At 71.6% G+C, this 25626-nt stretch carries 26 protein-coding genes; 14 read left to right on the top strand and 12 right to left on the bottom strand.

The annotated features are described in order from the left end of the window. On the top strand, nucleotides 1–393 hold a 393-nt coding region (locus NH339_RS02075), incomplete at its 5' end, for a hypothetical protein (RefSeq protein WP_253021995.1). Here the strand turns inward: NH339_RS02075 and NH339_RS02070 are convergent. The 10 genes from NH339_RS02070 to galK form a co-directional block, all read right to left on the bottom strand. Next, on the bottom strand, nucleotides 314–1270 hold the full coding sequence (locus NH339_RS02070; protein ID WP_253021993.1) for a sulfate/molybdate ABC transporter ATP-binding protein: 957 nt from the start codon (nucleotides 1268–1270) through the stop codon (nucleotides 314–316). The genes NH339_RS02075 and NH339_RS02070 overlap by 80 nt on opposite strands. Before the next feature lie 13 nt (nucleotides 1271–1283). Then, complete coding sequence (locus tag NH339_RS02065; RefSeq protein WP_253021991.1) at nucleotides 1284–2114, bottom strand: sulfate ABC transporter permease; 831 nt, start codon at nucleotides 2112–2114, stop codon at nucleotides 1284–1286. Next, nucleotides 2107–2952, bottom strand: coding sequence for a sulfate ABC transporter permease subunit CysT (gene cysT, locus NH339_RS02060; protein ID WP_253021989.1), 846 nt, complete (start codon nucleotides 2950–2952; stop codon nucleotides 2107–2109). The genes NH339_RS02065 and cysT overlap by 8 nt, the downstream gene beginning before the upstream one ends. Nucleotides 2953–2990: 38 nt before the next feature. Then, on the bottom strand, nucleotides 2991–4073 hold the full coding sequence (locus NH339_RS02055) for a sulfate ABC transporter substrate-binding protein (protein ID WP_253021987.1): 1083 nt from the start codon (nucleotides 4071–4073) through the stop codon (nucleotides 2991–2993). Between the two features lie 168 nt (nucleotides 4074–4241). Beyond that, nucleotides 4242–5105: a formyltetrahydrofolate deformylase gene (gene purU / locus NH339_RS02050; protein ID WP_253021985.1), complete on the bottom strand. Its 864-nt coding sequence runs from the start codon at nucleotides 5103–5105 to the stop codon at nucleotides 4242–4244. A gap of 10 nt (nucleotides 5106–5115) precedes the next feature. After that, on the bottom strand, nucleotides 5116–6651 hold the full coding sequence (locus NH339_RS02045) for a DHA2 family efflux MFS transporter permease subunit (RefSeq protein WP_308207018.1): 1536 nt from the start codon (nucleotides 6649–6651) through the stop codon (nucleotides 5116–5118). 137 nt (nucleotides 6652–6788) lie between these two features. Then, nucleotides 6789–7919, bottom strand: coding sequence for a GNAT family N-acetyltransferase (locus NH339_RS02040; protein WP_253021983.1), 1131 nt, complete (start codon nucleotides 7917–7919; stop codon nucleotides 6789–6791). Beyond that, nucleotides 7916–8179, bottom strand: coding sequence for a hypothetical protein (locus tag NH339_RS02035; protein ID WP_253021981.1), 264 nt, complete (start codon nucleotides 8177–8179; stop codon nucleotides 7916–7918). The genes NH339_RS02040 and NH339_RS02035 overlap by 4 nt, the downstream gene beginning before the upstream one ends. A 70-nt stretch (nucleotides 8180–8249) precedes the next feature. Next, nucleotides 8250–9095, bottom strand: coding sequence for a prephenate dehydratase (locus NH339_RS02030; RefSeq protein WP_253021979.1), 846 nt, complete (start codon nucleotides 9093–9095; stop codon nucleotides 8250–8252). Between the two features lie 23 nt (nucleotides 9096–9118). Beyond that, on the bottom strand, nucleotides 9119–10228 hold the full coding sequence (galK, locus tag NH339_RS02025) for a galactokinase (RefSeq protein WP_253021977.1): 1110 nt from the start codon (nucleotides 10226–10228) through the stop codon (nucleotides 9119–9121). Between the two features lie 43 nt (nucleotides 10229–10271). Between galK and trpS the strand changes: the two genes are divergently transcribed. Then, nucleotides 10272–11294, top strand: coding sequence for a tryptophan--tRNA ligase (gene trpS / locus NH339_RS02020; protein ID WP_253021975.1), 1023 nt, complete (start codon nucleotides 10272–10274; stop codon nucleotides 11292–11294). After that, the gene (locus NH339_RS02015) at nucleotides 11287–11853 is read left to right on the top strand and encodes a 2'-5' RNA ligase family protein (RefSeq protein ID WP_253021973.1); all 567 of its coding nucleotides are present in this window, start codon (nucleotides 11287–11289) and stop codon (nucleotides 11851–11853) included. The genes trpS and NH339_RS02015 overlap by 8 nt, the downstream gene beginning before the upstream one ends. 18 nt (nucleotides 11854–11871) lie before the next feature. On the opposite strand, the gene NH339_RS18740 is transcribed toward NH339_RS02015, so the two are convergent. Next, the gene (locus tag NH339_RS18740; RefSeq protein WP_253021971.1) at nucleotides 11872–12432 is read right to left on the bottom strand and encodes a TetR/AcrR family transcriptional regulator; all 561 of its coding nucleotides are present in this window, start codon (nucleotides 12430–12432) and stop codon (nucleotides 11872–11874) included. A 71-nt stretch (nucleotides 12433–12503) separates the two neighbouring features. Here NH339_RS18740 and NH339_RS02005 point away from each other — a divergent pair, with 71 nt between their 5' ends. Next, nucleotides 12504–13079: a dihydrofolate reductase family protein gene (locus NH339_RS02005; RefSeq protein ID WP_253021969.1), complete on the top strand. Its 576-nt coding sequence runs from the start codon at nucleotides 12504–12506 to the stop codon at nucleotides 13077–13079. 6 nt (nucleotides 13080–13085) lie between these two features. On the opposite strand, the gene NH339_RS02000 is transcribed toward NH339_RS02005, so the two are convergent. Then, on the bottom strand, nucleotides 13086–13973 hold the full coding sequence (locus NH339_RS02000; RefSeq protein ID WP_253021966.1) for a LysR family transcriptional regulator: 888 nt from the start codon (nucleotides 13971–13973) through the stop codon (nucleotides 13086–13088). 92 nt (nucleotides 13974–14065) lie between these two features. Between NH339_RS02000 and NH339_RS01995 the strand changes: the two genes are divergently transcribed. The 10 genes from NH339_RS01995 to NH339_RS01950 all read left to right on the top strand — a co-directional run bounded on the left by NH339_RS01995 (nucleotide 14066) and on the right by NH339_RS01950 (nucleotide 25465). After that, nucleotides 14066–14782, top strand: a complete 717-nt coding sequence (locus tag NH339_RS01995; RefSeq protein WP_253021964.1) for a succinate dehydrogenase cytochrome b subunit — start codon at nucleotides 14066–14068, stop codon at nucleotides 14780–14782. Beyond that, nucleotides 14782–16746: a fumarate reductase/succinate dehydrogenase flavoprotein subunit gene (locus tag NH339_RS01990; RefSeq protein WP_253021962.1), complete on the top strand. Its 1965-nt coding sequence runs from the start codon at nucleotides 14782–14784 to the stop codon at nucleotides 16744–16746. The genes NH339_RS01995 and NH339_RS01990 overlap by 1 nt, the downstream gene beginning before the upstream one ends. 13 nt (nucleotides 16747–16759) lie before the next feature. After that, on the top strand, nucleotides 16760–17506 hold the full coding sequence (locus NH339_RS01985) for a succinate dehydrogenase/fumarate reductase iron-sulfur subunit (protein WP_253021960.1): 747 nt from the start codon (nucleotides 16760–16762) through the stop codon (nucleotides 17504–17506). 565 nt (nucleotides 17507–18071) lie between these two features. After that, nucleotides 18072–18482 carry a MarR family transcriptional regulator gene (locus NH339_RS01980; protein ID WP_253021958.1) on the top strand — a complete coding sequence of 137 codons (411 nt, stop codon included), beginning with the start codon at nucleotides 18072–18074 and terminating at the stop codon, nucleotides 18480–18482. After that, complete coding sequence (locus NH339_RS01975) at nucleotides 18479–19861, top strand: MFS transporter (RefSeq protein WP_253021956.1); 1383 nt, start codon at nucleotides 18479–18481, stop codon at nucleotides 19859–19861. The genes NH339_RS01980 and NH339_RS01975 overlap by 4 nt, the downstream gene beginning before the upstream one ends. Beyond that, nucleotides 19761–20165, top strand: coding sequence for an SRPBCC family protein (locus tag NH339_RS01970; protein ID WP_253022003.1), 405 nt, complete (start codon nucleotides 19761–19763; stop codon nucleotides 20163–20165). Before NH339_RS01975 ends, NH339_RS01970 begins: the two co-directional genes overlap by 101 nt. Before the next feature lie 101 nt (nucleotides 20166–20266). After that, complete coding sequence (locus NH339_RS01965; protein ID WP_253021954.1) at nucleotides 20267–21430, top strand: amidohydrolase; 1164 nt, start codon at nucleotides 20267–20269, stop codon at nucleotides 21428–21430. 135 nt (nucleotides 21431–21565) lie between these two features. Then, nucleotides 21566–22618, top strand: coding sequence for a BMP family protein (locus NH339_RS01960; protein WP_253021952.1), 1053 nt, complete (start codon nucleotides 21566–21568; stop codon nucleotides 22616–22618). A gap of 145 nt (nucleotides 22619–22763) precedes the next feature. After that, nucleotides 22764–24350, top strand: a complete 1587-nt coding sequence (locus NH339_RS01955; RefSeq protein ID WP_253021950.1) for an ABC transporter ATP-binding protein — start codon at nucleotides 22764–22766, stop codon at nucleotides 24348–24350. Further along, on the top strand, nucleotides 24347–25465 hold the full coding sequence (locus tag NH339_RS01950; RefSeq protein WP_253021948.1) for an ABC transporter permease: 1119 nt from the start codon (nucleotides 24347–24349) through the stop codon (nucleotides 25463–25465). Before NH339_RS01955 ends, NH339_RS01950 begins: the two co-directional genes overlap by 4 nt. The last annotated feature ends 161 nt before the right edge of the window (nucleotides 25466–25626 follow it).

The following is a 25626-nucleotide window of genomic DNA, read 5'->3' as shown; positions in this document are numbered from 1 at the left end:
GCCGGCGTCACCGCGCTCGCGACGCTCGCGCTCGGGCTGGGGTCGGGCTCGGCGGTCGTCGCCGTCGCCGCGTGCGCGGTGTTCGGGTGGGGCTTCGTCGCCGCGACGGGCGCACTCATCGCGTGGACGCTCGACGTCGACCCCGGTCGCGGGGCGCCGGGGACGGCGCTGCTGTTCGTCGTGCTCGTGCTCGGTCAGGCCCTCGGCTCGGTGCTCTCGGGCGCGCTCATGCACGGCGGCGGGCACGGGGCGGCGTTCGCCGCCTCCGCCTTCCTCGCCGCGGTCGGCGCGGTCGTGGCCGCACCGGTGCGGGTCAGGAGGCTCCGGGTCGCAGACGCAGCCACACGCGGTCGCCCTCGTGCAGCCCGAGGGCCGTCGCGTCCGTCCGGGTGAGGCTGACGAGCACCGGCCCCGGCTGGCGGGCGTCCTCGGGCGTGACCTCCAGGCGCACCTCGAACCCGATCCGCGTCCAGCGGGTGATCGTGCCGACCGTGACCGCCGCCTGCTCGTAGCGCGAGATCTCGATGTCGTGCGGGCGCACCAGGTGGTCGCCGAGCGTGGTCACGGGACCGAGGAAGGACAGCACGAAGTCGCTCGCCGGCTTGTCGTAGAGGTCGTCGGGCGTGCCGACCTGCTCGATGCGGCCGTCGTTGATCACCACGATCGAGTCGGCCACCTCCAGCGCCTCCTCCTGGTCGTGCGTGACGAACACCGTGGTCACGTGCATCTCGTCGTGCAGGCGGCGCAGCCAGTCCCGCAGCTCCTTGCGGACCTTCGCGTCGAGCGCGCCGAACGGCTCGTCGAGCAGCAGCACCGACGGCTCGATGGCGAGCGCGCGGGCCAGTGCCATGCGCTGACGCTGACCACCGGACAGCTGCGTCGGTCGACGGTCCGCGAACTGCTCGAGGTGCACGAGCCGCAGCAGCTCGTCGACCTTGGCCTCGACCTCGGCCTTCGGGCGCTTGCGGATCTCCAGGCCGAACGACACGTTGCGTCGCACGCTGAGGTGCTTGAACGCCGCGTAGTGCTGGAACACGAACCCGACGTTGCGCTTCTGCACGGGCACGCCGGTCGTGTCGACGCCCTCGATCACGACCGAGCCGGAGTCGGCGGTCTCCAGACCGGCGATGATCCGCAGCAGCGTGGTCTTGCCGCCGCCGCTCGGGCCGAGCAGAGCGGTGAGCTGGCCGGTGGGGATCGACAGGTCGACGTCGTCGAGCGCGACGAAGTCGCCGAACCGCTTGCTGACGCCTGCGACCTCGATGCTCATGGGGCCTTCCCTCTCAGTGGCGGCCCGCGCGGGAGCGCAGGACCTGGACGACGACGATGCAGACGACGGAGACGCTGGCGAGCAGGAACGCGATCGCGTAGGCGCCCTCGACGTCGAAGTTGAGGTACTTCTCCTCCACGGCCAGCGTGGCGGTGCGGGTCTCGCCGAGCACGTTGCCCGACACGACCTTGACGGCGCCGAACTCACCGAGCGAGCGGGCGAGGGTCAGCACGACGCCGTAGACGACCGCCCAGCGGATGCCCGGCAGCGTGATCCGCCAGAAGGTCTGCCAGGCGTTGGCGCCGAGGCTGCGGGCGGCCTGCTCCTGCTCGGTGCCGATCTCGCGCAGCACGGGCACGACCTCACGGATGACGAGCGGCAGGGAGACGAACGCCGTCGCCATGACGATGCCGGGGGTGGAGAAGATGATCTGGAAGCCCCAGCCCTCGAGCGTGGGGCCGAACCATCCGCCGCGCCCGCCGTAGACGAGCACGAGGGCCAGGCCGATGACGATCGGCGAGACCGAGAGCGGCAGGTCGAGCGCGGCGCTGAGCAGACGCTTGCCGGGGAACTCGGTGCGCACCAGCAGGAGCGACATGCTGACGCCGAACACGAGGTTGATGGCCGTCGCGCAGAGGGCGGCGACGGCGGTGAGCTGCAGGGCCGCCACCATGTCGGGGTCCTCGAACAGGCCGCGCAACGACGTCAGGCCGTCGGCGAACGTGTTGGTCACGACGAGGGCGACCGGCCAGACCACGAGCAGCGCGAGGTACACGACCGCGACGACGCGCAGCAGGTAGGTGACCGGGCCACGGGGGTGGCGGGTCGTCCGAGCGTCAGCCACGGTCGCTGATCCTCCTCTGGAGCAGGTCGAGCACGACGATGGTCGCCAGCGAGACGAGCAGCAGCAGGGTCGCGATGGACGCCGCGGCCTCGGGGTTGTCGTTCTCGATCGCGCTCAGGATGCGCACGGACGCCACCTCGGAGGAGAAGGGCAGGTTGCCCGACAGCAGCACGAGCGACCCGTACTCGCCCACGGCCCGCGCGAACGACAGCGCCGCGCCTGCGGTGATGGCCGGCGCGAGGCTGGGCAGGATCACGCGGCGGAACGTCGTGAAGCGGCTCGCGCCGAGCGACGCGGCGGCCTCCTCGACCTCGAGGTCGAGCTCCTCCAGCACGGGCTGGACCATGCGGACGACGAACGGCAGCGTCACGAACAGGAACGCCAGGTACACCGACGCCCCGGAGTTCGCGACGTTGATGCCGAGCGGGCTGTCGTCCTTGCCGTAGAGCGACAGGAGCACGAGCCCGGCCACGATCGTCGGCAGCGCGAACGGGATGTCGATGACCACCTCGAGCACGCCCTTGCCGGGGAACCGGTCGCGCACGAGCACCCAGGCGATGACGGTCCCGACGACCACGTTGACCGCGGTCACGGCGACGGCGGCCTCGAGCGTCAGCACGATCGCCGAGCGGGTCTGCGCGTTGGTGATCGCCCGCCAGAAGTTCGCCCAGCCGCCCTCGGACGCCGTGATCACGACGGCGCAGAGCGGGATGAGGACGAGGAGGCTGAACCAGAGCATCGAGATGCCGAGGCCGAGCCCCGAGGTGCGGGTGAGGGTGCTCGGCAGCGCCGGCCGGAAGCGTGCCGGCCGGCGCTGTGCCGGGGAGGTGGAGGTCATGCCGTCCTGGGGGTCGTCGAAGCGGTCGGGGTGGTGCCCTACTGGGAGGCCTTGCCGGACTTCGCGATGGCCTCGGTGACGATGCCGACGGGGGCGCCGTCCTTGCCGTCGCCGAAGAGCTTGTCCTTCACGCCGCTCCAGTCGTGACCGCCGAAGTCGTCGGCGAGGGTCAGGAGGTTCTTGACCTTCGGGAACGGGTCCGAGGCGTCGGCGGCACCCTTGATGTCGGACGCCTTCAGGCCCACCGCGGACAGGTCGGCGACGCCGGGCTGCTCCTCGTTGAGCGGACGGAAGCCCTTGAGCGCGAACTCGCGCTGACCCGTCGTGCCGAGCACGAAGTCGAGCCACGGCTCGGTCGCCGGCACGTGCTTCTTCAGGACTGCGCCCGGGTTCTCGATGAGCACGGTGGTGTCGGGGATGACGTAGTCGAAGCCCTCGCCGTTCTGGTTCGCCAGGATGGCCTCGTTCTCGTAGGCCAGCAGCACGTCGCCCGTGCCGCCGAGGAAGCTCTGGGTGGCGTCGCGGCCGCTGTTGGTCAGGGAGACCACGTTCTTGAAGAGCTTGTCGACGTAGGCCGTGGCCTCGGCGTCGCTGCCGCCCTGGCTGGTCACGCTGCCCCACGCGGCGAGCGCGTTCCACCGGGCCGCGCCGGAGGAGGCGGGGTTCGCCGTGACGATCTTGACGCCGGGCTTGACCAGGTCGTCCCAGCCCTGGATGTTCTTGGGGTTGCCCTTGCGGACGCCGAGCACGACCACCGACGTCGACACGATGCCCTGGTTCGGGCCGTCGTCCCAGGTCTTGTCGACCAGGCCCGCATCGACCAGACGGTCGACGTCGGTCGCGACGGACAGGTGGACGTAGTCGGCCGGCAGGCCGTCGGCCACCGCGCGGCTCTGGTCGCCGGACGCGCCGTAGGAGGTCTTGAACGAGACGCCCTTGCCCTCGGGCGTCTCCTCGAACTTCTCGGCGATCGCCTTGTTGGCCGCCTCGGGGACCGCGAAGCCGACGATCTTGATCGTGTCGGCGTCGCTGGAGCCGCCCGACCCGCAGGCGCTGAGCACCAGGGCGGAGGCGGCCGCGAGCGCGGCGGCGGTCGTCAGTCGGCGGCGGAGCGTCGTCATGGAGTCGTCCTCGGTGTCGGGCGCACCCTCGGGGGTGGTGCGTCGAGGTACGACGGTAGGCGTCCGGCGACGCGCCGCACACAGGTCTCACCATGTGGACCTCTGGGTCGCGGAGTGAGACGGGACACCAGAGCCGCGGGCCGGTCGCCACTCGACCCCTGCGGCGGGTCAGGCGAAGACGACGGTGCGTGGCCCGTTCATCAGCACGCGCGACTCGGCGTGCAGGCGCACCGCGCGCGAGAGCGTCTGGGCCTCGACGTCGCGGCCCACGCGCGCCAGGTCGGCCGGGGCCATGCGGTGGTCGACGCGCTGGACGCCCTGCTCGATGATCGGGCCCTCGTCGAGGTCGGCGGTGACGTAGTGGGCCGTCGCGCCGATCAGCTTGACGCCCCGGGCGTGCGCCTGGTGGTAGGGGCGCGCGCCCTTGAAGCTGGGCAGGAAGCTGTGGTGGATGTTGATGGCCCGCCCCGCCAGCGAGCGGCAGAGGTCGTCGCTGAGGATCTGCATGTACCGCGCGAGCACCACGAGGTCGACCTCCAGCTCCTCGACGAGGTGGAGCACCTGGGCCTCCACGTCGGCCTTCGTCTCCCGGGTGACCGGCAGGTGGTGGAACGGCACGTCGTAGGCGTCGGCGAGCCGCTCCAGGTCGCGGTGGTTCGACACGATCGCCGGCACCTCGATGTTGAGCGTGCCGGAGCTCTGCCGGTACAGCAGGTCGTTCAGGCAGTGACCCTCCTTGGAGACCATCACGAGGGTGCGCGCGGGCCGCTCGGCCTCGACGAGACGGAACTGCATGTCCAGCTCCGCGGCGACCGGTCCGAAGCCGTCCGCGAGGTCCCCGGTCTGCGCGTCGGCGCCGAAGTCGACGTGCAGACGCAGGAAGAACTCGCCCGACCCGTCGTCGGCCGGCTGCTCCGTGTACTGCTGGGAGTCGAGGATGTTGCCGCCGGCCTCGTGGATCCACCGGGTCACGGCGTACACGAGCCCCGGCCGGTCCGGGCAGGACAGCGTCAGGACGTGGGTGCTGGTCACCCGCCGCAGTCTAGGCAGCGGGTGCGGCCTGCGCGGGGGCGGTGGCCGGGGCGGTGCCCTGGTGGCGCGGGCGTTCGAACAGCAGCACGACGACCAGGCCGACGACGAACGCGGCCGCCGGCAGCCAGAAGGCCTCCGACATGGCTCGGGAGAAGGCCTCGGCCACCGGCGCGGGCATGCTCCCGGAGCCGCCGGTCGCGGACTGGAACGCGCTCGCGTCGCCCTGCAGGCCGTTGGCGGCCAGGCGCGACCCGATGAGTGCGGCGACGGCGGCGCTGCCGAGGGCCGCGGCCACCTGGCGCGTCGTGTTGTAGACGCCGGCGCCGGCGCCGGCCGACGACATCGGCAGGTTCCGCGTGGCCGTGGCGCTCAGCGGGGCCCAGAGGAACGCGTTGGACACGCCGAACAGCGCCATCGGCAGGAGCAGCTGCCACGCGGGCGTGGTCGGGTCGACGAGGCTGCCGAGCCAGCGCATGGCCACGGCGGCGGTGCCGAAGCCCACGAGCGTCAGGAGGCGCGGGTGCACGCGGTCGGACAGCTTGCCCACCACGGGCGAGAGGAGCAGCAGCACCACCGCCATGGGCGTCATGAAGAGGGCCGACTCGGTCGGGCTCCACCCGCGGGCGCCCTGCGCGTAGAACATGAACGGCAGGCTCATGGCGGTGATGGCGAGCGAGACCATCGCGATGGCGACGTTGCCGACCGAGAAGTTGCGGTCGCGGAAGAGGCCGAGGGGCACGAGCGGCTCGCGGCGCACGCGCGCCTGCCAGGCGACGAACAGGCCGAGCACGACGACCCCGAGCGCGATGAGCAGCGGGACGCTGATCGGTCCGGTGATGGTGCCCCAGTCGTACCGCTCGCCCTCCTGGATGCCGAAGACGAGCAGGAACATGCCGGCGGCACTGAGCGCGACGCCGAGCCAGTCGATGGTGTGGGCGTGCGTCTCGAGCACGGGCACCAGGCGGACGGCGAGGACGAACCCGATGAGGCCGACCGGGATGTTGACGAAGAAGATCCACTCCCAGCCGGCCGCGTCGACCAGCACGCCACCGAGGATCGGGCCGACCAGCGTCGCGACGCCCGCGGTGGCGCCCCAGAGGGCCATGGCGCTGCCGCGCTTGGCGGCCGGGAACGTGCGGGTGATGACCGCCATCGTCTGCGGCGTGAGGAGCGACGCGCCGATCCCCTGCACCACCCGGGCGGCGATGAGCCCGCCGATCGAGCCCGTCAGCCCGCACCACAGGGAGGCCAGGGTGAAGATCGTCAGGCCGAGCAGGTAGACGTTCTTCGGCCCGAAACGGTCGCCGAGACGTCCCGTGACCAGCAGCGGCACGGCGTAGGCGAGCAGGTAGGCGCTCGTGACCCAGATGCCGCTGTTGTAGTCGGTGCGCAGGTCCTCGATGATCGCCGGCGTCGCCACTGACACGATGGTGTTGTCGACGAGGATCATGAAGAACCCGATGACCATCGCCCAGAGGGCGGGCCAGGGGGACGGCGTCGTCGAGGAGGTGGCGCCGGGCTGCTGCGGCTCGCTCAGTTGGGTCACGCAACCAGTGTGCCGTCGTGGGCCGACAGAAGCAGCGCCAGTGGTCGATGTCTCACCGTCGCCGTCCTCACGGTTCGGGGACGCTCCGGTCGGCCCGGACCCGGCCGGAAGCACGGGCTCCGGCCGCTGCCGGTGGGCTACGGCTCGTCGGTGGCCAGCAGGTCGTAGGAGACGAGGTCGTCGAGCGTGTCGTCGCCCAGCATCTCGGCCTGGCGCTCGACGCCGACCCGGCGGAACCCGGACCGCTCGGCCACGCGGTTGCTGGCGACGTTGCCCGCGGCGGCCAGCAGGCTGAGTCGGTGGAGCCCGGGGCCGTCGGGTGAGAACGCCCAGCGCGTCACCGCCCGCACGGCCTCGCCCACGAGTCCGCGACCCCGCGCGTCGGGGTGCGCCCAGTAGCCCACCTCGGCCGTGCCGGGGTTGACGCCGCCGAGGTGCATGAGCGTCACGAGCGCGAGGAGCTCGTCGGAGACCGGGTCGACCACGGACCAGGTGATCTTCTCGCCGGTCGCGGAGCGCCACGTGCAGTCGGCCACGAAGGCGCGGGCCACCTCGGGCGTGTAGGGGTGGGGCAGCGTCCGCAGCCAGTGCCGGGTGGTCGGGTCGGAGCACGCCTGCGCGACGCGGTCCGCGTCGCCCTCCACGAGCGGTCGCAGCTGCACGCGGTCGGTCCTGAGCCTCGGCGCGTCCTGCCACGGCCGACGGGCGTAGGGCGCGTCGCCGAACCGCAGCACGGCCGTCCAGGCGTCGAGGGTGCGGCCGCGCTCGTGCAGCAGGGCGGGTGCGGCGCCGACCAGCTCGAAGCCGCAGGCGTGCGCGACCCGCAGCGACGCCTCGTTGCCCACGTGGGACCGCCAGTGCACCGCCTCGATCCCGGCCTCGGTGAAGCCGTGGCCGACGGCGAGCCGCACGGCTGCGGTCATGATGCCCCGACCCCGTGCCCAGGGGTGGAGCGTGAAGCCGATGTCGGCGACGGGGCGTCCGCGCAGGTCGACGTTCCCGGCGTAGCGCGGACGACCGTCGTCGTCCTCGGCCTCGACGACCCACATGCAGGCAGTGCCGTCGTCCCAGGCGCGGGCCGCGACCTGCAGGGCGAACTGCTCGCTCATCTCGCGCGTGTTGGGGATCGGCACGGCGGTCCACCGCTGCATGCCGGGGTCCTGCGTCATCTCCCACATCGGCTCGACGTCGGCCGGGGTCGCTGCGCGCAGGGTGACGACGCCGTCGGTCAGCACCGGGACCGACAGCGGGAACGGCAGGCCGCTCACCGGGCGCGCAGGATGTCGAGGATCGCGTCGAGCTTCACGGTGTGCTCGTCGAGGGTGCGCCCGTGCTCGCCGAGGATGCGGGTGTGCTCGTCGAGGGTGCGCCCGTGCTCGCCGAGGATGCGGGTGTGGTCGGCGAGGGTCCGGGTGTGCTCGGCGAGGGTGCCCGTGTGGCCGTCGACCGTCGAACGGATCTCCGAGACGATCTCGTACAGGTCGTCGACGTCGTTGCGCAGCTGGCTCACACGGTCCGGCGGGGTCATGCGGCCACGCTACTGCGCGTGCGCGCCCGCGACCAAGGGCTGCGTGGTCGACCTGTGGACGGCCGCGACCTCAGCGCTGCTGGGCGCGGAACGGGTCGGCCGGGTACACCCCGAGGACCCGGGTCTCGGTGGTGAAGAACCCGAGCTCCTCCAGGGCCCGTGCCACGTGCGGGTCGTCAGGGTGTCCGTCGACCTCGGCGAGGAACTGGGTGGCGGTGAACTCCCCGCCGACCATGTAGCTCTCGAGCTTCGTCATGTTGACGCCGTTCGTGGCGAACCCGCCGAGCGCCTTGTAGAGGGCGGCGGGGAGGTTGCGGACGTTGAAGATGAAGGTGGTGACGACGGGGCCCGCCCCCTGGGGTGCCCGCACCGGCTCGCGCGAGAGCTCCACGAAGCGCGTGGTGTTGTGGTCCTCGTCCTCGACGTCGGCCGCGAGGATGTCGAGACCGTAGATCTCGGCCGCGAGCGGTGGCGCGATGGCGGCGGACGTGACGTCGGCGGCCTCGGCGATCTCGCGCGCGGCGCCGGCGGTGTCGCCGGAGACGATCGGGGTCCACCCGTGCTGGCCGATGATCTTGCGGCACTGCCCGAGCGCGTGCACGTGGCTGTGCACGGTGCGGACGGTCTCCAGCGTCGTGCCAGGGACGCCCATCACCATGAACTGGATGCGCAGGAAGTGCTCGCCGACGATGTGCAGCCCCGAGGTCGGCAGGAAGTGGTGGATGTCGGCGACCCGGCCGGCGATCGAGTTGTCGATCGGGATCATGGCGAGGTCGGCGTCGCCACCCGTGACCGCCGCGAACACGTCCTCGAACGACGCGCAGGCCACGGCCTCGGCGTCAGGGTGGTGCTGCTGGCAGACGATGTGGGAGTTCGCGCCGGGCTCTCCCTGGTACGCGATGCGGCGGGCGGTCACGCGCCCAGTGTGGCACCGCCGCGTCAGGCGGTGCGGTGGGCTCCCGCCGCGGGCCGGACGGCGAAGACCTCCGGCGCCCTCCACCCGAGCGCGTCGTAGCGCTGCTCGACGAGCTCGCGCACGGCGCGCGCCTTGGTCTGTGGCACGAGCGCGATGGCCGACCCGCCGAACCCGCCCCCGGTCATGCGGGCCCCGAGGGCCCCGCCCTCGACGGCCGCCTCGACCGCGACGTCGAGCTCGGCGCAGCTGACCTCGAAGTCGTCGCGCAGCGACACGTGCGAGGCGGTGAGGATGGTGCCGAGCTGCTCGAAGTCGCTCTCGCCGAGCGTCCGCAGCGCCGCCTTGACCCGTGCGGTCTCGGTGAACACGTGCTGGGTGCGGCGGCGCAGCACCGGGTCCTTTAGGCGGACGAGGGCGTCGAGCCCGGCCTTCGCGAGGTGCTCCAGGCCGAGCTCGGCCGCGGCGCGCTCGCACTCCGCGCGACGCTCGCCGTACCCGCCGCCGACGTTCGAGTGGTCGACGCCGGTCGCGACGACGAGGAGCGCGAGGTCGGCGGTGGCGAGGTCGAACGGCACACGCGTCGGGTCGTCGTCGGACAGCGGGTCGGTCACCACCGCCTCGCCCGCCCGCCCGAACGTGACGGCGAGCTGGTCCATCAGTCCGGTGGGCGCTCCCACGAAGTCGTTCTCGGCGCGCTGCGCGAGGCGCGCCACCTCCAGCGGTGCGACGTCGAGGCCGGCGACGTCGGCCAGCGCCGAGACGACGCCGACGGTGAGTGCCGCCGACGAGGAGAGTCCGGAGCCCAGCGGGAGCGTCGACTCGAGCACCAGGTCGACGCCCGGCAGCGGGCCCACGGTCCCCAGGGCCCAGACGGCGCCGGCCGGGTAGGCGGACCAGTCGTCGGCCGACACCGTCCCGTCGTCGGGTGCGACGCCGGTGCCGAAGGTCGCCCGCTCGCGGGTGCCGTCGGGCAGCGTGCTCCAGACGTTGACCGCGTCGTCGTCGCGGCGACGCACCTTCACCGTGAGGAAGCGGTCGATCGCGAACGGCACCGAGGGGCCGCCGTTGTAGTCGAGGTGCTCCCCGACGAGGTTGACCCGACCCGGAACCTGCCACGTGCGTACGTCGTCCACGGCCCCGAGCCTAGGACCTGTCCCGCGAGGAGCCACTGGCACAATGCACAGCATGTCCAGCAGCACCCGTCCCCGCTCGCTGTCCGGCATCCAGCCGACGGCCGAGTCGTTCCACCTCGGGAACTACCTGGGAGCGGTGCGCCAGTGGGTCGGCCTGCAGGAGGACCACGACGCCTTCTACTTCATCGCCGACCTGCACGCCCTGACGGTCCAGCCCGACCCGGCCCAGCTGCGCACGCGGGTGCACCGCTCGGCCGCCCAGCTGCTGGCCGCCGGCGTCGATCCCGAGCGGTCGGCCCTGTTCTGCCAGAGCCACGTGCCGGAGCACACGCAGCTGGCGTGGGTCTTCAACTGCCTCACGGGCTTCGGCGAGGCCGGCCGCATGACGCAGTTCAAGGACAAGAGCGCGAAGGCGGGCGCCGACAAGGCGAGCGTCGGGCTGTTCACGTACCCGATCCTGCAGGCCGCCGACATCCTGCTCTACAACCCGCACCACGTGCCCGTGGGCGAGGACCAGCGCCAGCACCTCGAGCTGTCGCGCAACCTCGCGCAGCGCTTCAACCACCACTACGGCGAGACGTTCCGCCAGCCCGAGGCCTACATCGTCAAGGGCACCGCCAAGATCGCCGACCTGCAGGACCCGACCGCGAAGATGAGCAAGTCGGCGTCGTCGCCGAACGGCATCGTCGACCTGCTGGACGACCCGAAGAAGGCTGCCAAGAAGATCCGCTCGGCGGTCACCGACTCCGGCGACACGATCCGCTACGACCCGGAGGGCCAGCCGGGGATCGCGAACCTGCTCACGCTGTTCGCGACGGTGGCCGGCACGACGGTCGACGACGTGGTCGCGCAGTTCGAGGGCCAGCAGTACGGCCACCTGAAGGTCGCCCTCGCCGACCTGGTGGCCGACCTGGTGAGTGGCTTCGGCGAGCGCACCCGCGGCTACCTCGACGACCCCGCCGAGCTCGACCGCGTGCTCGCCGCGGGGGCGGCTCGGGCCCGCGAGGTCGCGGCGCCGGTGGTGGTGGACGTGTACGACAAGGTCGGGCTCGTCCGCGGTGTCTGACCCCTGCCTGGAGGGCATGACGTCGCAGGACGGCGCGCTGACCTTCGGCGTCGCGATCGCCGTCCCGGAGCCGTTCGGCGAGCAGCTGCGCGCCCACCGGGCGTCGTTCGGCGACCCCGCGGCCGCACAGATCCCCAGCCACATCACCCTGCTGCCCCCCGACCAGGTCACCGAGGACGGGCTCGAAGACCTCGCGGCGCGGCTCGAGCACGTGGCCGCCCGGACGGCCCCGTTCGAGGTGACGCTGAAGGGCACCGGCACCTTCCGGCCCGTGTCGCCCGTGGTCTTCGTGACGGTCAGCCGCGGGATCGCCGAGGCGGGGGTCCTGGCGGCCGACCTGCGGGCCGCGCTCGACGCGCCGGAGCCGCTGTTCCCCTTCCATCCCCACGTGACGGTGGCGCACCACCTCGACGACGCGGCTCTCGACCACGCCTACGCGACGCTCGAGGACTTCGGCTGCGACTTCGACGTCACCGAGGTCGCGCTCTACCTGCACCGTGAGGGCGAGGGGTGGTCGACCCACCGTACGTTCGCGCTCGAGGGAACGCGCCCCGACTGAGCCCGAGGGTCCGTCACCTCAGCGCAGGATCCGGTCGACCAGCTCCTCGATCGCGGTCTCGAGCGACACGCCGGTGTCGAGCGGCACGGTCAGCCGGTCCAGCACCAGGCCGTCGACGGCGTGGTGGAGCAGGGCGAGCTCCGTGCGTCCGCCGGGCAGCCCGGCCTCGGCGTTGAAGGCGACGTCGTCCTCGAAGGCGCGCTGTCGCCAGGCGCCGAGGGTCGCGGCGACGTGGGGGCGACGCGTGGCCTCCAGGCGCAGCTCGAAGAGCGCCAGTGCCACGTGCGGGTCGGCGCGGAGTCGTCGTACGACGTCGTGCACGTAGGCGGTGAACAGGGCGCGATCGGCCGGGGCGTCTCCCCGCACGGCCTCGGGGTCGGGCGTGAGGCGCTCGCCGATGCGCTCGACCAGGGCCGCGACGAGGTCGTCACGACGGGGGAAGTAGTTCGACGCCGTCCCGACCGGTGTGCCGGCGGCCTTGTCGACGGCACGGTGCGTGAGGCCTCGCGCACCCTCCTCCGCCAGCACGCGGATCCCTGCGTCGGCGAGGGTGGCGCGGCGGTGGTCGTTGCGAGGCACGGCACCACCCTAGCGTCACCACGACAGATGTCGTAGTCTGACCACGACAGATGTTGTGAAAAGGGGGATGCGTGCGCGAGCTCGTCTACTACGTGGCCGTCAGCATCGACGGCTTCATCGCCGACGCCGACGGCGGCTTCGAGGCGTTCATGGCCGAGGGTGACCACGAGTCGGTCGTGCTGCAGGAGTACGCCGACGCCCTCCCTGCCCATGCGCACGCCGCCCTGGGCACCGAGCCGCCGGGGACGCGGTTCGACACCGTCGTCATGGGGTGGAACACCCTGCTGCCCGCACTCGACGCCGGGATCGCGAGCCCCTACCCGCACCTGCGCCAGGTCGTGGCGAGCCGCGGGGGACGGACGGTCGACCCGACGCTCTCGCTCGTGCGCGACCCCCTCGCCGCCGTGCGTGAGCTCAAGGCCGGCGACGGGCTCGACGTCTGGCTGTGCGGTGGGGGTCGGCTGGCGGGCGCGTTGCTCCCCGAGGTCGATCGCCTCGTCCTGAAGCGTCATCCCGTGGTGCTCGGAGCCGGGGTCCCGTTGTTCGGCGGGATCCCCGCCGGCGCCGCGCGCTTCACCCCGACGCGGCTGCGTCCGTTCGAGTCGGGCGTCGTGGTGGAGGAGTACGTACGCCGCCGCGGCCCGTGAGCCCGGTCAGGGCAGCACGCCCTCCTGTAGCGAGAGCAGCAGCTCGTCGTGGAAGGCGAGGGCCGCGAGCTGCAGGGTGTCGCGGCGGTGGGCCAGGGCGATGTGCCGGTCGAGCGACGGGTTGCGCAGGGACACCGGGCGCAGCGCCGGCCGGTTCGCCAGCACCATCTCCGGCACCACCGCGTACCCGAGCCCGGCCTCGACGAAGCGGAGCACGGACAGCATCTCCCCGCCCTCGACCGACACCTGGGGGGTGAACCCGGCGGCGGCGCAGGCGGCGAGCGTCGTCTCGCGCAGGTCGTAGCCGGTGCGGAACATCACGAGCGGCAGGTCGCGCAGGGCGCCGACGTCGACGGCGTCCGGCAGGGCGTCGTCGACGGGCGCCGCGAGCACGAGCCGGTCGCGCCGCAGCAGCACGGTCTCGAGGTCGGGCCGCTCCTCCGACAGGGGCGTGATGAGCAGGGCGACGTCGAGCCGGCCCTGGGCGAGCTCGTGGGTGAGCACCCGCGACCCGCTCTCGTGCACCTCCAGCTCGATGAGGGGGTGCGACTCGTGGAACCGGGTCAGGACCTCGGGGAGCAGGCCGTCGCAGATCGACGGGGTGGCGCCGAGGCGCACCCGTCCGCGCCGCAGGCCGGCCACCTCGTGGACGGCCCGCTGGGCCGACTCGACGTCGATGAGGATGCGCTCGGCGTGGGGGAGGAGTGCCTCGCCGGCGCTCGTCAGCTCGATGCCCCCGGGCTGCCGCACGAACAGCGGGGTGCCGAGCGAGTTCTCCAGCACGCGGACCTGCTTGGACAGGCTGGGCTGGGCGACGCCGACCTCGGCGGCCGCGCGGGTGAAGTTGCGCGTGCGCGCGACCGCGACGAAGTACGAGAGCTGCTGGAACTGCACGGTTCCCAGCCTACTCGCTCATAGCCACAGGCTATGAAGGTTGGCCTCATGATGACTTAGCGCCTAGGTAAGAATCGCGTTAACGTCGGATCGTGGCCACTACTCTGACTCGCGCGTCGGCGCGCAGGTCGACCGTCGTGCTCAAGTACACGATGGCCGTGTCCGGGCTGATCATGCTCGGCTACCTGCTCGTCCACATGTACGGCAACCTCAAGTTCTTCGAGGGCAAGGAGTTCTTCGACTCCTACCTGGAGGGCCTCGAGGACATCTTCTACCCCTACCTGCCGCACGGCGGGGCGCTGTGGATCCTCCGCGTGGTCCTGCTCGCGTCGCTCGTCGCGCACGTCTACTGCGCGGTGACGCTCTGGCGGCGCAACAAGGTGGCGGCGGGCTACACCGGTGGCAAGCGCTACCACTCCAAGCAGAACCGCACGGGCATCCAGCGCTCCTACGCCTCGTTCACGATGCGCTGGGGCGGCGTCATCCTGCTGCTCTTCATCATCGGCCACCTCGCCCAGATGCTGCCGAACTGGCTCGCCCCCGGCGGAGCGTCGGACAGCAAGTACGAGCGCGTCGTCAACGGGTTCGAGATCTGGTGGGTCGTGCTGCTGTACACGATCGGCCTCGTCGCGGTCGGCTTCCACCTGTGGCACGGCTTCTGGAGCGCCCTCACGACGCTCGGCCAGAACCGCAGCAGCACCCGCAAGGACTCCGCCATCACCATCGCGTCGTGGGTGCTCTCGGTGGTCATCGCCGGTGGCTTCCTGATCGTCCCCTTCGCCGTCTTCTTCTTCGGAGCTGGTTCCTGATGAGTGACACCTACACCCCGACCGGGGCAGCCGAGCAGTTCATCGAGCACGGCGAGGACATCCACGACACCAAGGCGCCCTCGGGCCCCATCGAGCGACGCTGGGAGCAGCGCCAGTTCGACGCCAAGCTGGTCAACGCGGCCAACCGTCGCAAGATCAAGGTCATCGTCGTCGGCACCGGCCTGGCGGGCGCGTCGGCCGCGGCCACCCTCGGCGAGGCCGGCTACCACGTCACCAGCTTCTGCTACCAGGACAGCCCGCGTCGGGCGCACTCGATCGCGGCGCAGGGCGGCATCAACGCGGCCAAGAACTACCGCAACGACGGCGACTCGGTCTACCGGCTCTTCTACGACACGGTCAAGGGCGGCGACTTCCGCTCCCGCGAGTCCAACTCCTACCGCCTCGCGCAGGTCTCGGTGAACATCATCGACCAGTGCGTCGCGCAGGGCGTCCCGTTCGCCCGCGAGTACGGCGGCCTGCTCGACAACCGCTCGTTCGGCGGCGTGCAGGTCTCCCGCACGTTCTACGCGCGCGGCCAGACCGGTCAGCAGCTGCTCATCGGCGCCTACCAGGCGCTCGAGCGCCAGGTCGCCGCCGGCACCGTCGAGGTGCACACCCGGCACGAGATGCTCGACCTGGTCATGGTCGACGGCAAGGCGCGCGGCGTCATCGTCCGCGACATGGTCACCGGCGAGATCGAGTCGCACACCGCCGACGCGGTCGTGCTCGCGAGCGGCGGCTACGGCAACGTCTACTTCCTCTCCACCAACGCCATGGGCTGCAACGTCACGGCCACCTGGCGCGCGCACCGCCGCGGCGCCTACTTCGGCAACCCCTGCTACACGCAGATCCACCCGACCTGCATCCCCGTCTCCGGCGACTACCAGTCGAAGCTGACGCTCATGAGCGAGTCGCTGCGCAACGACGGGCGCATCTGGGTGCCGAAGAAGGCCGGTGACGACCGCCACCCGCGCGACATCCCCGAGGACGAGCGCGACTACTACCTCGAGCGGATCTACCCCTCGTTCGGCAACCTGGTGCCCCGCGACATCGCCTCGCGTGCCGCGAAGTACCAGTGCGACGACGGCAAGGGCGTGGGCCCCGGCGGCCTGGGCGTCTACCTCGACTTCGCCGACGCCATCGAGCGCATGGGTCGCCCCGCGGTCGAGGCGAAGTACGGCAACCTCTTCGACATGTACGCCCGGATCACCGGCGAGGACCCGTACACCGAGCCGATGCGCATCTACCCGGCCGTGCACTACGTCATGGGTGGTCTGTGGGTCGACTACGACCTGCAGAGCAACCTCGAGGGCCTCTTCGTCACGGGCGAGGCGAACTTCTCCGACCAGGGCGCGAACCGCCTCGGCGCCTCGGCGCTGATGCAGGGTCTGGCCGACGGCTACTTCGTGCTGCCGACGACGATCGCGAACTACCTGGCCGCAGGTCCGTTCGAGCCGGTCGCCGAGGACCACCCGGCCGTCCTGGAGGCTCGTCAGTCCGTCGAGGAGCGCATCCAGAAGCTGCTCGCCGTCGACGGCAACCGCACGGTCGACAGCTACCACAAGGAGCTCGGCCACATCATGTGGGAGTACTGCGGCATGGAGCGGACCGAGGAGGGCCTGACCAAGGCCATCGGCCTGATCCGTGAGCTGCGGGACGACTTCTGGAAGAACGTGAAGGTCACCGGTGAGGCCGAGGAGCTGAACCAGACCCTGGAGCGCGCGGGCCGCGTCGTCGACTTCTTCGAGCTGGGCGAGCTGATGTGCATCGACGCGCTCAACCGCGAGGAGTCGTGCGGCGGTCACTTCCGCGCCGAGAGCCAGACCGAGGACGGCGAGGCGCTGCGCCACGACGACCGCTTCGCCTACGTGGCGGCGTGGGAGTTCGGCGGCGAGAAGCCGATCCTCCACAAGGAGCCGCTCGAGTACGAGTACGTCGAGATGAAGGCCCGGTCGTACAAGTGAACAGGAGCTGCAAGTGAAGATCACCGTCAACGTCTGGCGCCAGAAGAACGCCGACGCGAAGGGCGAGATGGTCGGGTACCACCTCGACGACGTCTCCGAGGACATGTCGTTCCTGGAGATGCTCGACGTGCTCAACGAGCAGCTCACGCTCGCCGGCGAGGAGCCGGTCGCGTTCGACCACGACTGCCGTGAGGGCATCTGCGGGTCGTGCGGTGTCGTCATCAACGGCATCGCCCACGGCCCCGAGGTCACGACCACGTGCCAGCTGCACATGCGCTCGTTCAAGGACGGCGACGTCATCGACATCGAGCCGTGGCGCGCGGGTGCGTTCCCGATCGTCAAGGACCTCGTCGTCGACCGCGGCGCGTTCGACCGCATCATCCAGGCCGGTGGCTACATCAGCGTCAACACCGGCTCGGCCCCGGAGGCCAACAACCTCCCGGTGCCGAAGGAGGACGCCGACCACGCGTTCGCGGCGGCCACCTGCATCGGCTGCGGCGCCTGCGTCGCGGCGTGCCCGAACGGCTCGGCGATGCTGTTCACCGCGGCCAAGGTGACCCACCTGGGTCTGCTGCCGCAGGGTCAGCCGGAGCGCGAGTCGCGTGTGGCCAGCATGGTCGCGCAGCACGACGCGGAGGGCTTCGGCTCCTGCACCAACATCGGTGAGTGCACGGCGGCCTGCCCCAAGGGCATCCCGCTCGACGTCATCTCGCGGCTCAACCGCGACCTGCTCGGGGCGCTGGCCGCCGGCCAGGCCTGACGCACCACCCCGCGACCGCCCGTCACCTCCCCGGAGGTGGCGGGCGGTCGTGTCGTCCGGGCCCCGGGCGCGCCGTGCCCCTCGAGCGGTGACTCCTCCACCGATCGCCTGGATGCCGCCATGGGCGGTGGGTTCTCCACCGTCCCAGCGCTGAGACGGTGGAGGACCCACCACTCGGGGGCTCACCGTCGAGAACTCACCGCCCGACGCGCCGACGCGCCCTGCTCGAGCCCTCCATCGGTGGATCCCCAACCGCAGCGCCGGGCGCTGCGTTGACCGGTGGATCCTCAACCGCAGACCGCCTCCTGAGGTTGCTGACCCACCGATAAGGCGCCCCGGCGCGCTCGGCCCCCAGGCCCGCTGCCCCGTCGAGGCCGCCCGAGACGCACGCCCACGACTCGCCGCGCCGACGCAGCCCCGGACCCCTCCATCGGTGGGTCCTCGACCGCAGACCGCCTCCTCAGGTTGCTGACCCACCGACGAGGGGACCGGCGTGCGGCAGCCCGCGCCTGTCGCGGATGGTTGCAGATTTGAATTAGCATGGTTAATGACCTACGCTAAGGACATGCCCACCGACTCCCAGAACCTCGCGCTGGCGGTGGCCCGACTCAACCGCAGGCTCCGGCAGGAGCGGCACTCCGACCTGACCCCGTCGCAGCTGTCCGTGCTGGGCACGCTGCGCCAGCTGGGCCCGACGTCGCCGTCGTCGATCGCCGCCCGTGAGCGCGTGAGCGCCCCCAGCGTGACCCGCACCCTGAACTGCCTCGCCGAGGACGGCCTCGTCGAGCGGTCCCCGCACCCCCAGGACGGCCGCCAGGTCGTCGTCAGCCTCTCCGACCTCGGCGAGAAGACGCTCGCCGAGGAGCGCCGGCGTCGCGACGCCTGGCTGCACCAGCGACTCGCCGAGCTCGACGCCCGCGAGCGGGCCCTGCTGCGGGAGGCGTCGGCGATCCTGACCCGGATCACCGAGTCGTGAGCCCGACGTTCCGCGCGCTGCACGTCCGCAACTACCGCGTCTACGCCGCGGGGGCCCTCGTCTCGAACGTGGGCACCTGGATGCAGCGCGTCGCCCAGGACTGGCTCGTCCTCCAGCTGACCTCGAGCGGCACCGCCCTCGGCATCACGACCGGCCTGCAGTTCCTGCCCGCACTGCTGCTGTCGCCGGTCGCCGGCGTGGTCGCCGACCGCTACCCCAAGCGGACCGTGCTGCGCTGCACCCAGGTCGCCATGGCCGTGCCGGCCGCGATCCTCGGTGTCCTCGCCGTCACAGGAGCCGCCCAGGCGTGGCACGTCTACGTGCTGGCGTTCGTGTTCGGCGTCGGCACGGCCTTCGACGCGCCCGCCCGCCAGTCGTTCGTCGTCGAGATGGTCGGACCCGACGACCTCTCCAACGCCGTGGGCCTCAACTCGGCGTCCTTCAACTCCGCCCGCATGATCGGTCCCGCGCTCGCGGGCCTGCTCATCGCCGCCGGCGGGTCGGGCGTCGAGGCGACGGGCTGGGTCATCCTGGCCAACGCCGTCAGCTACCTGGCCGTCATCGCCTCGCTCCAGCGGCTCGACCCCGCCCGACTCTCGCCGGCGCCCGTCATGGGCAGCAGGAAGGGAGCGGTGCGCGAGGGCGTCCGGTACGTCCGTGCCCGGCCCGACCTCGTGCTGGTGCTGTCCATCGTGTTCGCGGTCGGCACCTTCGGCCTGAACTTCCAGATGACCAGCGCCCTCATGGCGACCGACGTCTTCGACAAGGGCGCGGGGGAGTACGGCATCCTCGGCTCGGTCATGGCGATCGGCTCGCTGGCCGGCGCGCTCCTGGCCGCCCGGCGCGAGCGTCCGCGACTGCGCTTCGTCGTGGGTGCGGCCATCGCGTTCGGCGTCGTCGAGATCGTCGCGGGCCTCATGCCCGACTACCTCACCTACGCGCTCGTGCTCCCGCTGCTGGGCCTCTGCGCACTCACCATGATCACGGCGGCGAACGCCACGATCCAGCTCACGACCGAGCCGGTCATGCGCGGACGCGTCGCGGCGCTGTACCTCATGATCTTCATGGGCGGCACGCCGCTCGGCTCGCCGTTCATCGGGTGGGTGGGGGAGACGTTCGGTGCCCGCTGGACGCTGATCGGCGGCGGGTCGCTGTCGCTGCTCGGGGTGGCCGTCGCCCTGGCGCTCTACGCGCGGGGACGTGAGATCAAGCGCCGCGACGTCGCCGAGATCGTGGCTCGCCTACGCTCGCAGCATGGACGTCGAGCGCACCTTCACCCTGCCCCGGCCGGTCGAGGAGGTCTTCGCCTTCCTCAGCGACTTCGAGAACACCGAGCACTGGGACCCCGGCACGATCGAGACGACGCGCCTGTCGGGTGACGGCGGCATGGGCACCCGCTACGCCAACCGCTCGCGGTTCATGGGGCGCACCGTCACGCTCGAGTACGAGACGGTCGGCTTCGACCCGCCGGCCTTCTTCGCCTGCAAGGGCGTGAACGGCCGCACGACCGCCACCGACGTCATGTCGTTCACGCCCGTCGACGACACCGCCACGCAGGTCCACTACCGGGCGCAGTTCGACTTCCCGTTCCCGCTGCACCAGCTCGCGCCGCTCGTGCTGCGTCGCCGGCTCGACGGGCTCGCCGACGAGACGGTCGAGTCGATCCGCCGCGCCCTGGCCTGACCGAGGCCGGCCCCGGCTCCCGCTGCGCGCCTGCCCGCACGAGGACGCCCCCTCGGCGGACACCTCCCGCGGGACGTGCCGGGCGGGACTATCCTGGCCGAATGTCCGTCGAAGCCATCGCCCGCTCGATCGAGGTCGTCACACCCGACCTGATCGAGCTGCGCCGCGACCTGCACGCCAGCCCCGAGCTGTCGTGGCACGAGGAGCGGACCACCGACGTGGTGGCCGGCTGGATGGACAAGCTGGGTCTCGTCCACGAGCGGTTCGAGGGCACCGGGCTGGTCGCCGAGGTCGGGCCCGAGGAGGGTCCCATCGTGGCGCTGCGCGCCGACCTCGACGCGCTGCCCATCGACGACACGACGTCCGACCCCTGGCGTTCCACCGTGCCGGGCGTCGCCCACGCCTGCGGCCACGACGTCCACGTCTCGGCCCTGGTGGGTGCCGCGGTCGCGCTGCAGGAGCTGCACCAGGCCGGTGGTCTGCCCCGCCGCGTGCGGCTGATCTTCCAGCCGGCGGAGGAGGTCATGCCCGGCGGCGCCCTGCGGCTCCTGTCCGCAGGGGTGCTGCGCGGTGTCTCCCGCATCGTCGCGCTGCACTGCGACCCCTCGCTCGACGTCGGCCAGGTCGGCCTGCGGGAGGGTCCGATCACCGGCGCGTCCGACCGGATCCAGGTGACCCTCTCCGGTCGCGGCGGGCACACGTCGCGACCCCACCTCACCGAGGACCTCACCTACGCGCTCGCGAGCCTGGTCACCCAGCTGCCGGCCGTGCTCTCGCGCCGCTTCGACCCGCGGTCCGGCGCGAGCCTCGTGTGGGGATCCGTACGCGCCGGCAACGCGCCCAACGTCATCCCCTCCACGGGTGAGCTGAGCGGAACGCTGCGCATGCTCGACTCCGCCGCCTGGCACCAGGCGGAGCACCTCGTCCGCGGCCTCATCGCCGACATCATCGAGCCGTTCGGCGTCAGCGCCGACGTCACGTACGTGCGCGGCGTCCCGCCGGTGGTCAACGACTTCGGGGTCACCGAGGTCCTGCGCCGCGCCGTCTCCGACGCCATCGGACCCGCCGCCGTCGCCACGACGAGCCAGAGCCTCGGTGGCGAGGACTTCGCCTGGTACGTCGAGGCGGTGCCGGGAGCCATGGGACGGCTCGGCACCCGCACGCCGGACGGCCCGACGTACGACCTCCACCAGGGCAACCTGCGCATCGACGAGCGCGCGATCGCCGTCGGCGCGAAGGTCCTGGCCTGCTCGACGCTGCACTAGCGCGCCACCGCCGACCCGGCAAGGTGACGATCCGGTTACGGCCCGGAGCAATCGACCCGAGGCCCTCCCGCGGGACCCTGCGCGCGGTTAGGGTGCAGGCGTGCCGGGCTCGCCGGCGAAGTCTGAGGAGGAACATTGCGTCGTCTCACGAAGGTCACCGCCGTCGCCGGTGTGACCGCGCTCGTGCTCGCTGGTGCGGGCTGTGCCAAGAAGAGCACCGACAGCGAGGACAGCAGCGCCAGCGGCAAGGACTGCGTCGCCAAGGTCGACACCAAGGTCGGCATGGCCTTCGACGTGGGCGGTCGCGGTGACCAGTCGTTCAACGACTCCGCCGCCAAGGGCCTCGACAAGGCCGAGTGCGAGCTGGGCTTCGAGGTGCAGACCGCCGAGGCGCAGGACGGCGAGGCCGAGTCGGCACGCGAGGGCCGCCTGCAGCAGCTGGTCGACGCCGGCTACAACCCCGTCATCGCCGTGGGCTTCGCCTACTCCTCCGCGGTCGGCAAGATCGCCAAGGAGAACCCCGAGGTCAACTTCGCGATCGTCGACGACGCGGTCGAGGGCGACAACATCGCGAACCTGCTGTTCGCCGAGGAGCAGGGCTCCTTCCTCGTCGGTGCCGCCGCGGCGCTGAAGACCGAGTCCGACAACATCGGCTTCGTCGGTGGCGTCGAGACGCCGCTCATCAAGAAGTTCGAGGTCGGCTACGAGGCGGGCGCCAAGGCCGTCAACCCCGACATCGAGATCCAGAGCCGCTACCTGACCCAGCCGCCGGACTTCAGCGGCTTCGGCGACCCGGCGAAGGGCAAGACCGCCGCCGAGGGCATGTTCGACAAGGGCGCCGACATCGTCTACCACGCGGCCGGCGGTTCGGGCGCGGGCGTGTTCGAGGCCGCCAAGGACGCCGACGCCAAGGCGATCGGTGTCGACTCCGACCAGGCCCTCACGGCCGACCCGTCGGTGCGCGACGTCATCCTGACCTCGATGCTCAAGAACATCGACGTCGCCGTGTTCTCCTACCTGCAGGGTGTCGCCGACGGCGAGGCGCCGACCGGCCCGACCGTCTACGACCTCAAGGTCGACGGCGTCGGCTACTCCAAGACCGGTGGCCAGGTCGACGACATCGCCAGCAAGCTGGACGAGTACAAGAAGCAGATCGTGGACGGCTCCATCACCGTCCCCAGCGAGTGACGAGGATCCCTGCGATCCTGACGGCTTGACGCGGTCCGGCCCTGCGCGCGAGCGTGGGGCCGGACCGTGACCCGTTCGTCCGACCTGCTCGACCCCGCTGACACCCGCCCGGCCGACGGTCGGGCCCTCCGCAGAGGAGTGCTGCGTGACCACGTCCGTCCCCGACGGCACCACGAACCCCGAGACCGGCGACGTCGTCGTCCGGCTGCGGGGCATCGGCAAGACGTTCCCGGGCGTCATCGCCAACCACGACATCGACATCGACGTCCGCCGCGGCACCGTGCACGCCATCGTCGGCGAGAACGGTGCGGGCAAGTCGACGCTCATGAAGATCCTCTACGGCGTCCAGAAGCCGGACTCCGGGACGATCGAGATCCAGGGCCGCCCCGTCGACCTCGGCTCCCCGTCCGACGCGATCGGCGCCGGCGTCGGCATGGTCTTCCAGCACTTCATGCTGGCCGACAACTTCACGGTCCTCGAGAACGTCGTGCTGGGTGCCGAGAAGCTGCACGGCATCGGCGACGCGGCCCGTGCGGAGATCCGGCGCCTGTCGGAGGCGTACGGCCTCGACATCGACCCCGACGTCCTCGTCGAGGACCTCGGCGTCGGTGCCCGCCAGCGCATCGAGATCCTCAAGGTGCTCTACCGCGGGGCGTCGGTGATCATCCTCGACGAGCCGACGGCCGTGCTCGTCCCCCAGGAGGTCGACGAGCTCTTCGACAACCTGCGCGAGCTGAAGGCCGAGGGCCTCGCGGTCATCTTCATCTCCCACAAGCTCGACGAGGTCCTGTCGGTCGCCGACACCGTCACGGTGGTGCGGCGCGGCACGACCGTCGACACCCGTCCCGCTGCCGGCGTCACCTCGCGCCAGCTGGCCGAGCTCATGGTCGGTTCGGAGCTGCCGAGCCCCAGCACGGAGACGTCCACGGTGACGGACCAGCCGGTGCTCGAGGTCCGCGACCTGACGCTGCCGGCCCCCACGGCGGGGCTCGCCGGCACCGGCGGCCGTCCGCTGCTGTCCGACGTCGACCTGACGATCCACCGCGGCGAGATCCTCGGCGTGGCCGGGGTCGAGGGCAACGGCCAGGCCGAGCTCGTCGAGGCGATCATGGGCATGCGCCCTGGGGCCACCGGCTCCGTGCGCCTGTCCGGTACCGACCTCGCCGGGCTGTCGACGCGGCGGCGCCGCGAGGCCGGCATCGGGTACATCCCCGAGGACCGGCACCGTCACGCGCTGCTGCTCGACGCACCGCTGTGGGAGAACCGCGTGCTGGGCCACCAGACCCGCGAGCCCAACGTCTCGGGCCCCTTCATCGACCGCAGGGGCGCCCGCGCCGACACCCAGCGCATCGTCGAGGAGTACGACGTCCGCACCCCCGGCATCGACGTGCTGGCCCGGGCGCTGTCGGGCGGGAACCAGCAGAAGCTCATCATCGGCCGTGAGATGACCGGGGAGCCGAGCCTGCTCGTCGCCGCCCACCCGACGCGCGGCGTCGACGTCGGAGCCCAGGCCGCCATCTGGGACCACATCAAGCGGGCCCGCCGCGACGGCCTGGCGGTGCTGCTCATCTCTGCCGACCTCGACGAGCTCATCGGCCTGTCCGACACGATCCGCGTCATCCTGCGCGGCCGTCTCGTCCCCGACGTGTTCGACCCGGCGACCGTCACCCCCCAGCAGCTCGGCTCGGCCATGACCGGCGCCGGCGACGACGCAGCAGGAGACGTCGCATGACCGACCAGCGACTCAAGCGCATCGGCCTCGCGGTCGCGGCGCCCGCGCTCGCCCTCGTGGCGGCCTTCCTCATCACGAGCCTCGTGCTCGTGGTGGCGGGCGACTCCGTGGGCGGGGTGTGGGGGCAGATCCTCAGCATCCCGGAGGCGCGCGGCCTGACGAACATCGTCAACAGCGCCACCGTCTACTACCTCTCCGGCGTCGCCGTGGCCATCGGCTTCCGGATGAACCTCTTCAACATCGGCGTCGACGGCCAGTACCGCGTCGCGTCGTTCGCCGCCGCGGTCGTGGCCGGCGAGGCATGGCTGCCCGGCTGGCTCAACACCGCCGCCGCCATCCTGGCCGCGATGCTCGTGGGTGCCGCCTGGGCCGGCATCGCAGGCCTGCTGCGGGTGACGCGAGGCGTCTCGGAGGTGATCTCGACGATCATGCTCAACGCCATCGCGACGGCGCTCGTGGCCTTCCTGCTGCGCAAGGCGGCCGTGAACGACCCCGGCTCGAACATCACCGCGACGAAGGAGATCCCCGAGGGCAGCCGCATCCCCGGGTTCACGCTCTTCCCCGGGTCGCCGAACGAGGTGTACGGCTTCGTCCTCATCGCGATCGTCGTCGGCGTCGTGTACTGGCTCGTGATCAACAAGACCCGCTTCGGCTTCGACCTGCGGGCGACGGGACTCTCGGAGACCGCGGCCGTCGCGTCCGGCATCGACGTGAAGAAGATGATCCTCGTCTCGATGCTGCTCTCCGGTGCCGCCGCCGGCCTGGTGGGCCTGCCCATCCTGTTCGGCGAGGCGTTCGCGTACGGCTCGACCTTCCAGTCCGGGCTGGGCTTCGCGGGCATCGCGATCGCGCTGCTCGGTCGCAACCACCCCGTCGGCATCGCCCTCGGCGCGCTGCTCTTCGCCTTCCTCGACGAGCAGTCGAACCCGCTGCAGATCCTGCAGGACGTCTCGCCCGACATCGTCAAGATCACGCAGGGCGTCATCGTCCTGACCGTCGTCATCGCCTACGAGGTGGTGCGCCGCTACGGCGTGCGCCTCGAGCAGCGCCAGGTCGCCGCCGCGCTCGACGCGGAACGACGCACCGGCGCCACCCCGGAGGGAGCAGACCGATGAACGAGCGCCAGCGAGGGAACCACGAACACCTCATCGCGGCACCTCCGTACCGTGCTCTCCTCACGGAGGTGCGGCGATGAGCGAGCGCCAGCGAGTGATCCACGAACACCTCAGCGCGGCACCTCCGTACCGTGCTCTCCTCACGGAGGTGCGGCGATGAG

This window comes from Aeromicrobium sp. CnD17-E (genome assembly GCF_024124745.1).
GTDB lineage: Bacteria > Actinomycetota > Actinomycetes > Propionibacteriales > Nocardioidaceae > Aeromicrobium.
Note: the sequence above shows the minus strand (reverse complement) of the source record. Positions and strands in the feature narration are given on the sequence as shown.

Coding starts and splice junctions, on each gene's coding strand:
- NH339_RS02070 (WP_253021993.1), bottom strand. CDS start 1,270: ATGAGCATCGAGGTCGCAGGCGTCAGCAAGCGGTTCGGCGACTTCGTC.
- cysT (WP_253021989.1), bottom strand. CDS start 2,952: ATGACCTCCACCTCCCCGGCACAGCGCCGGCCGGCACGCTTCCGGCCG.
- NH339_RS02055 (WP_253021987.1), bottom strand. CDS start 4,073: ATGACGACGCTCCGCCGCCGACTGACGACCGCCGCCGCGCTCGCGGCC.
- NH339_RS02035 (WP_253021981.1), bottom strand. CDS start 8,179: ATGACCCCGCCGGACCGTGTGAGCCAGCTGCGCAACGACGTCGACGAC.
- trpS (WP_253021975.1), top strand. CDS start 10,272: ATGCACAGCATGTCCAGCAGCACCCGTCCCCGCTCGCTGTCCGGCATC.
- NH339_RS01990 (WP_253021962.1), top strand. CDS start 14,782: ATGAGTGACACCTACACCCCGACCGGGGCAGCCGAGCAGTTCATCGAG.
- NH339_RS01980 (WP_253021958.1), top strand. CDS start 18,072: ATGCCCACCGACTCCCAGAACCTCGCGCTGGCGGTGGCCCGACTCAAC.
- NH339_RS01965 (WP_253021954.1), top strand. CDS start 20,267: ATGTCCGTCGAAGCCATCGCCCGCTCGATCGAGGTCGTCACACCCGAC.
- NH339_RS01950 (WP_253021948.1), top strand. CDS start 24,347: ATGACCGACCAGCGACTCAAGCGCATCGGCCTCGCGGTCGCGGCGCCC.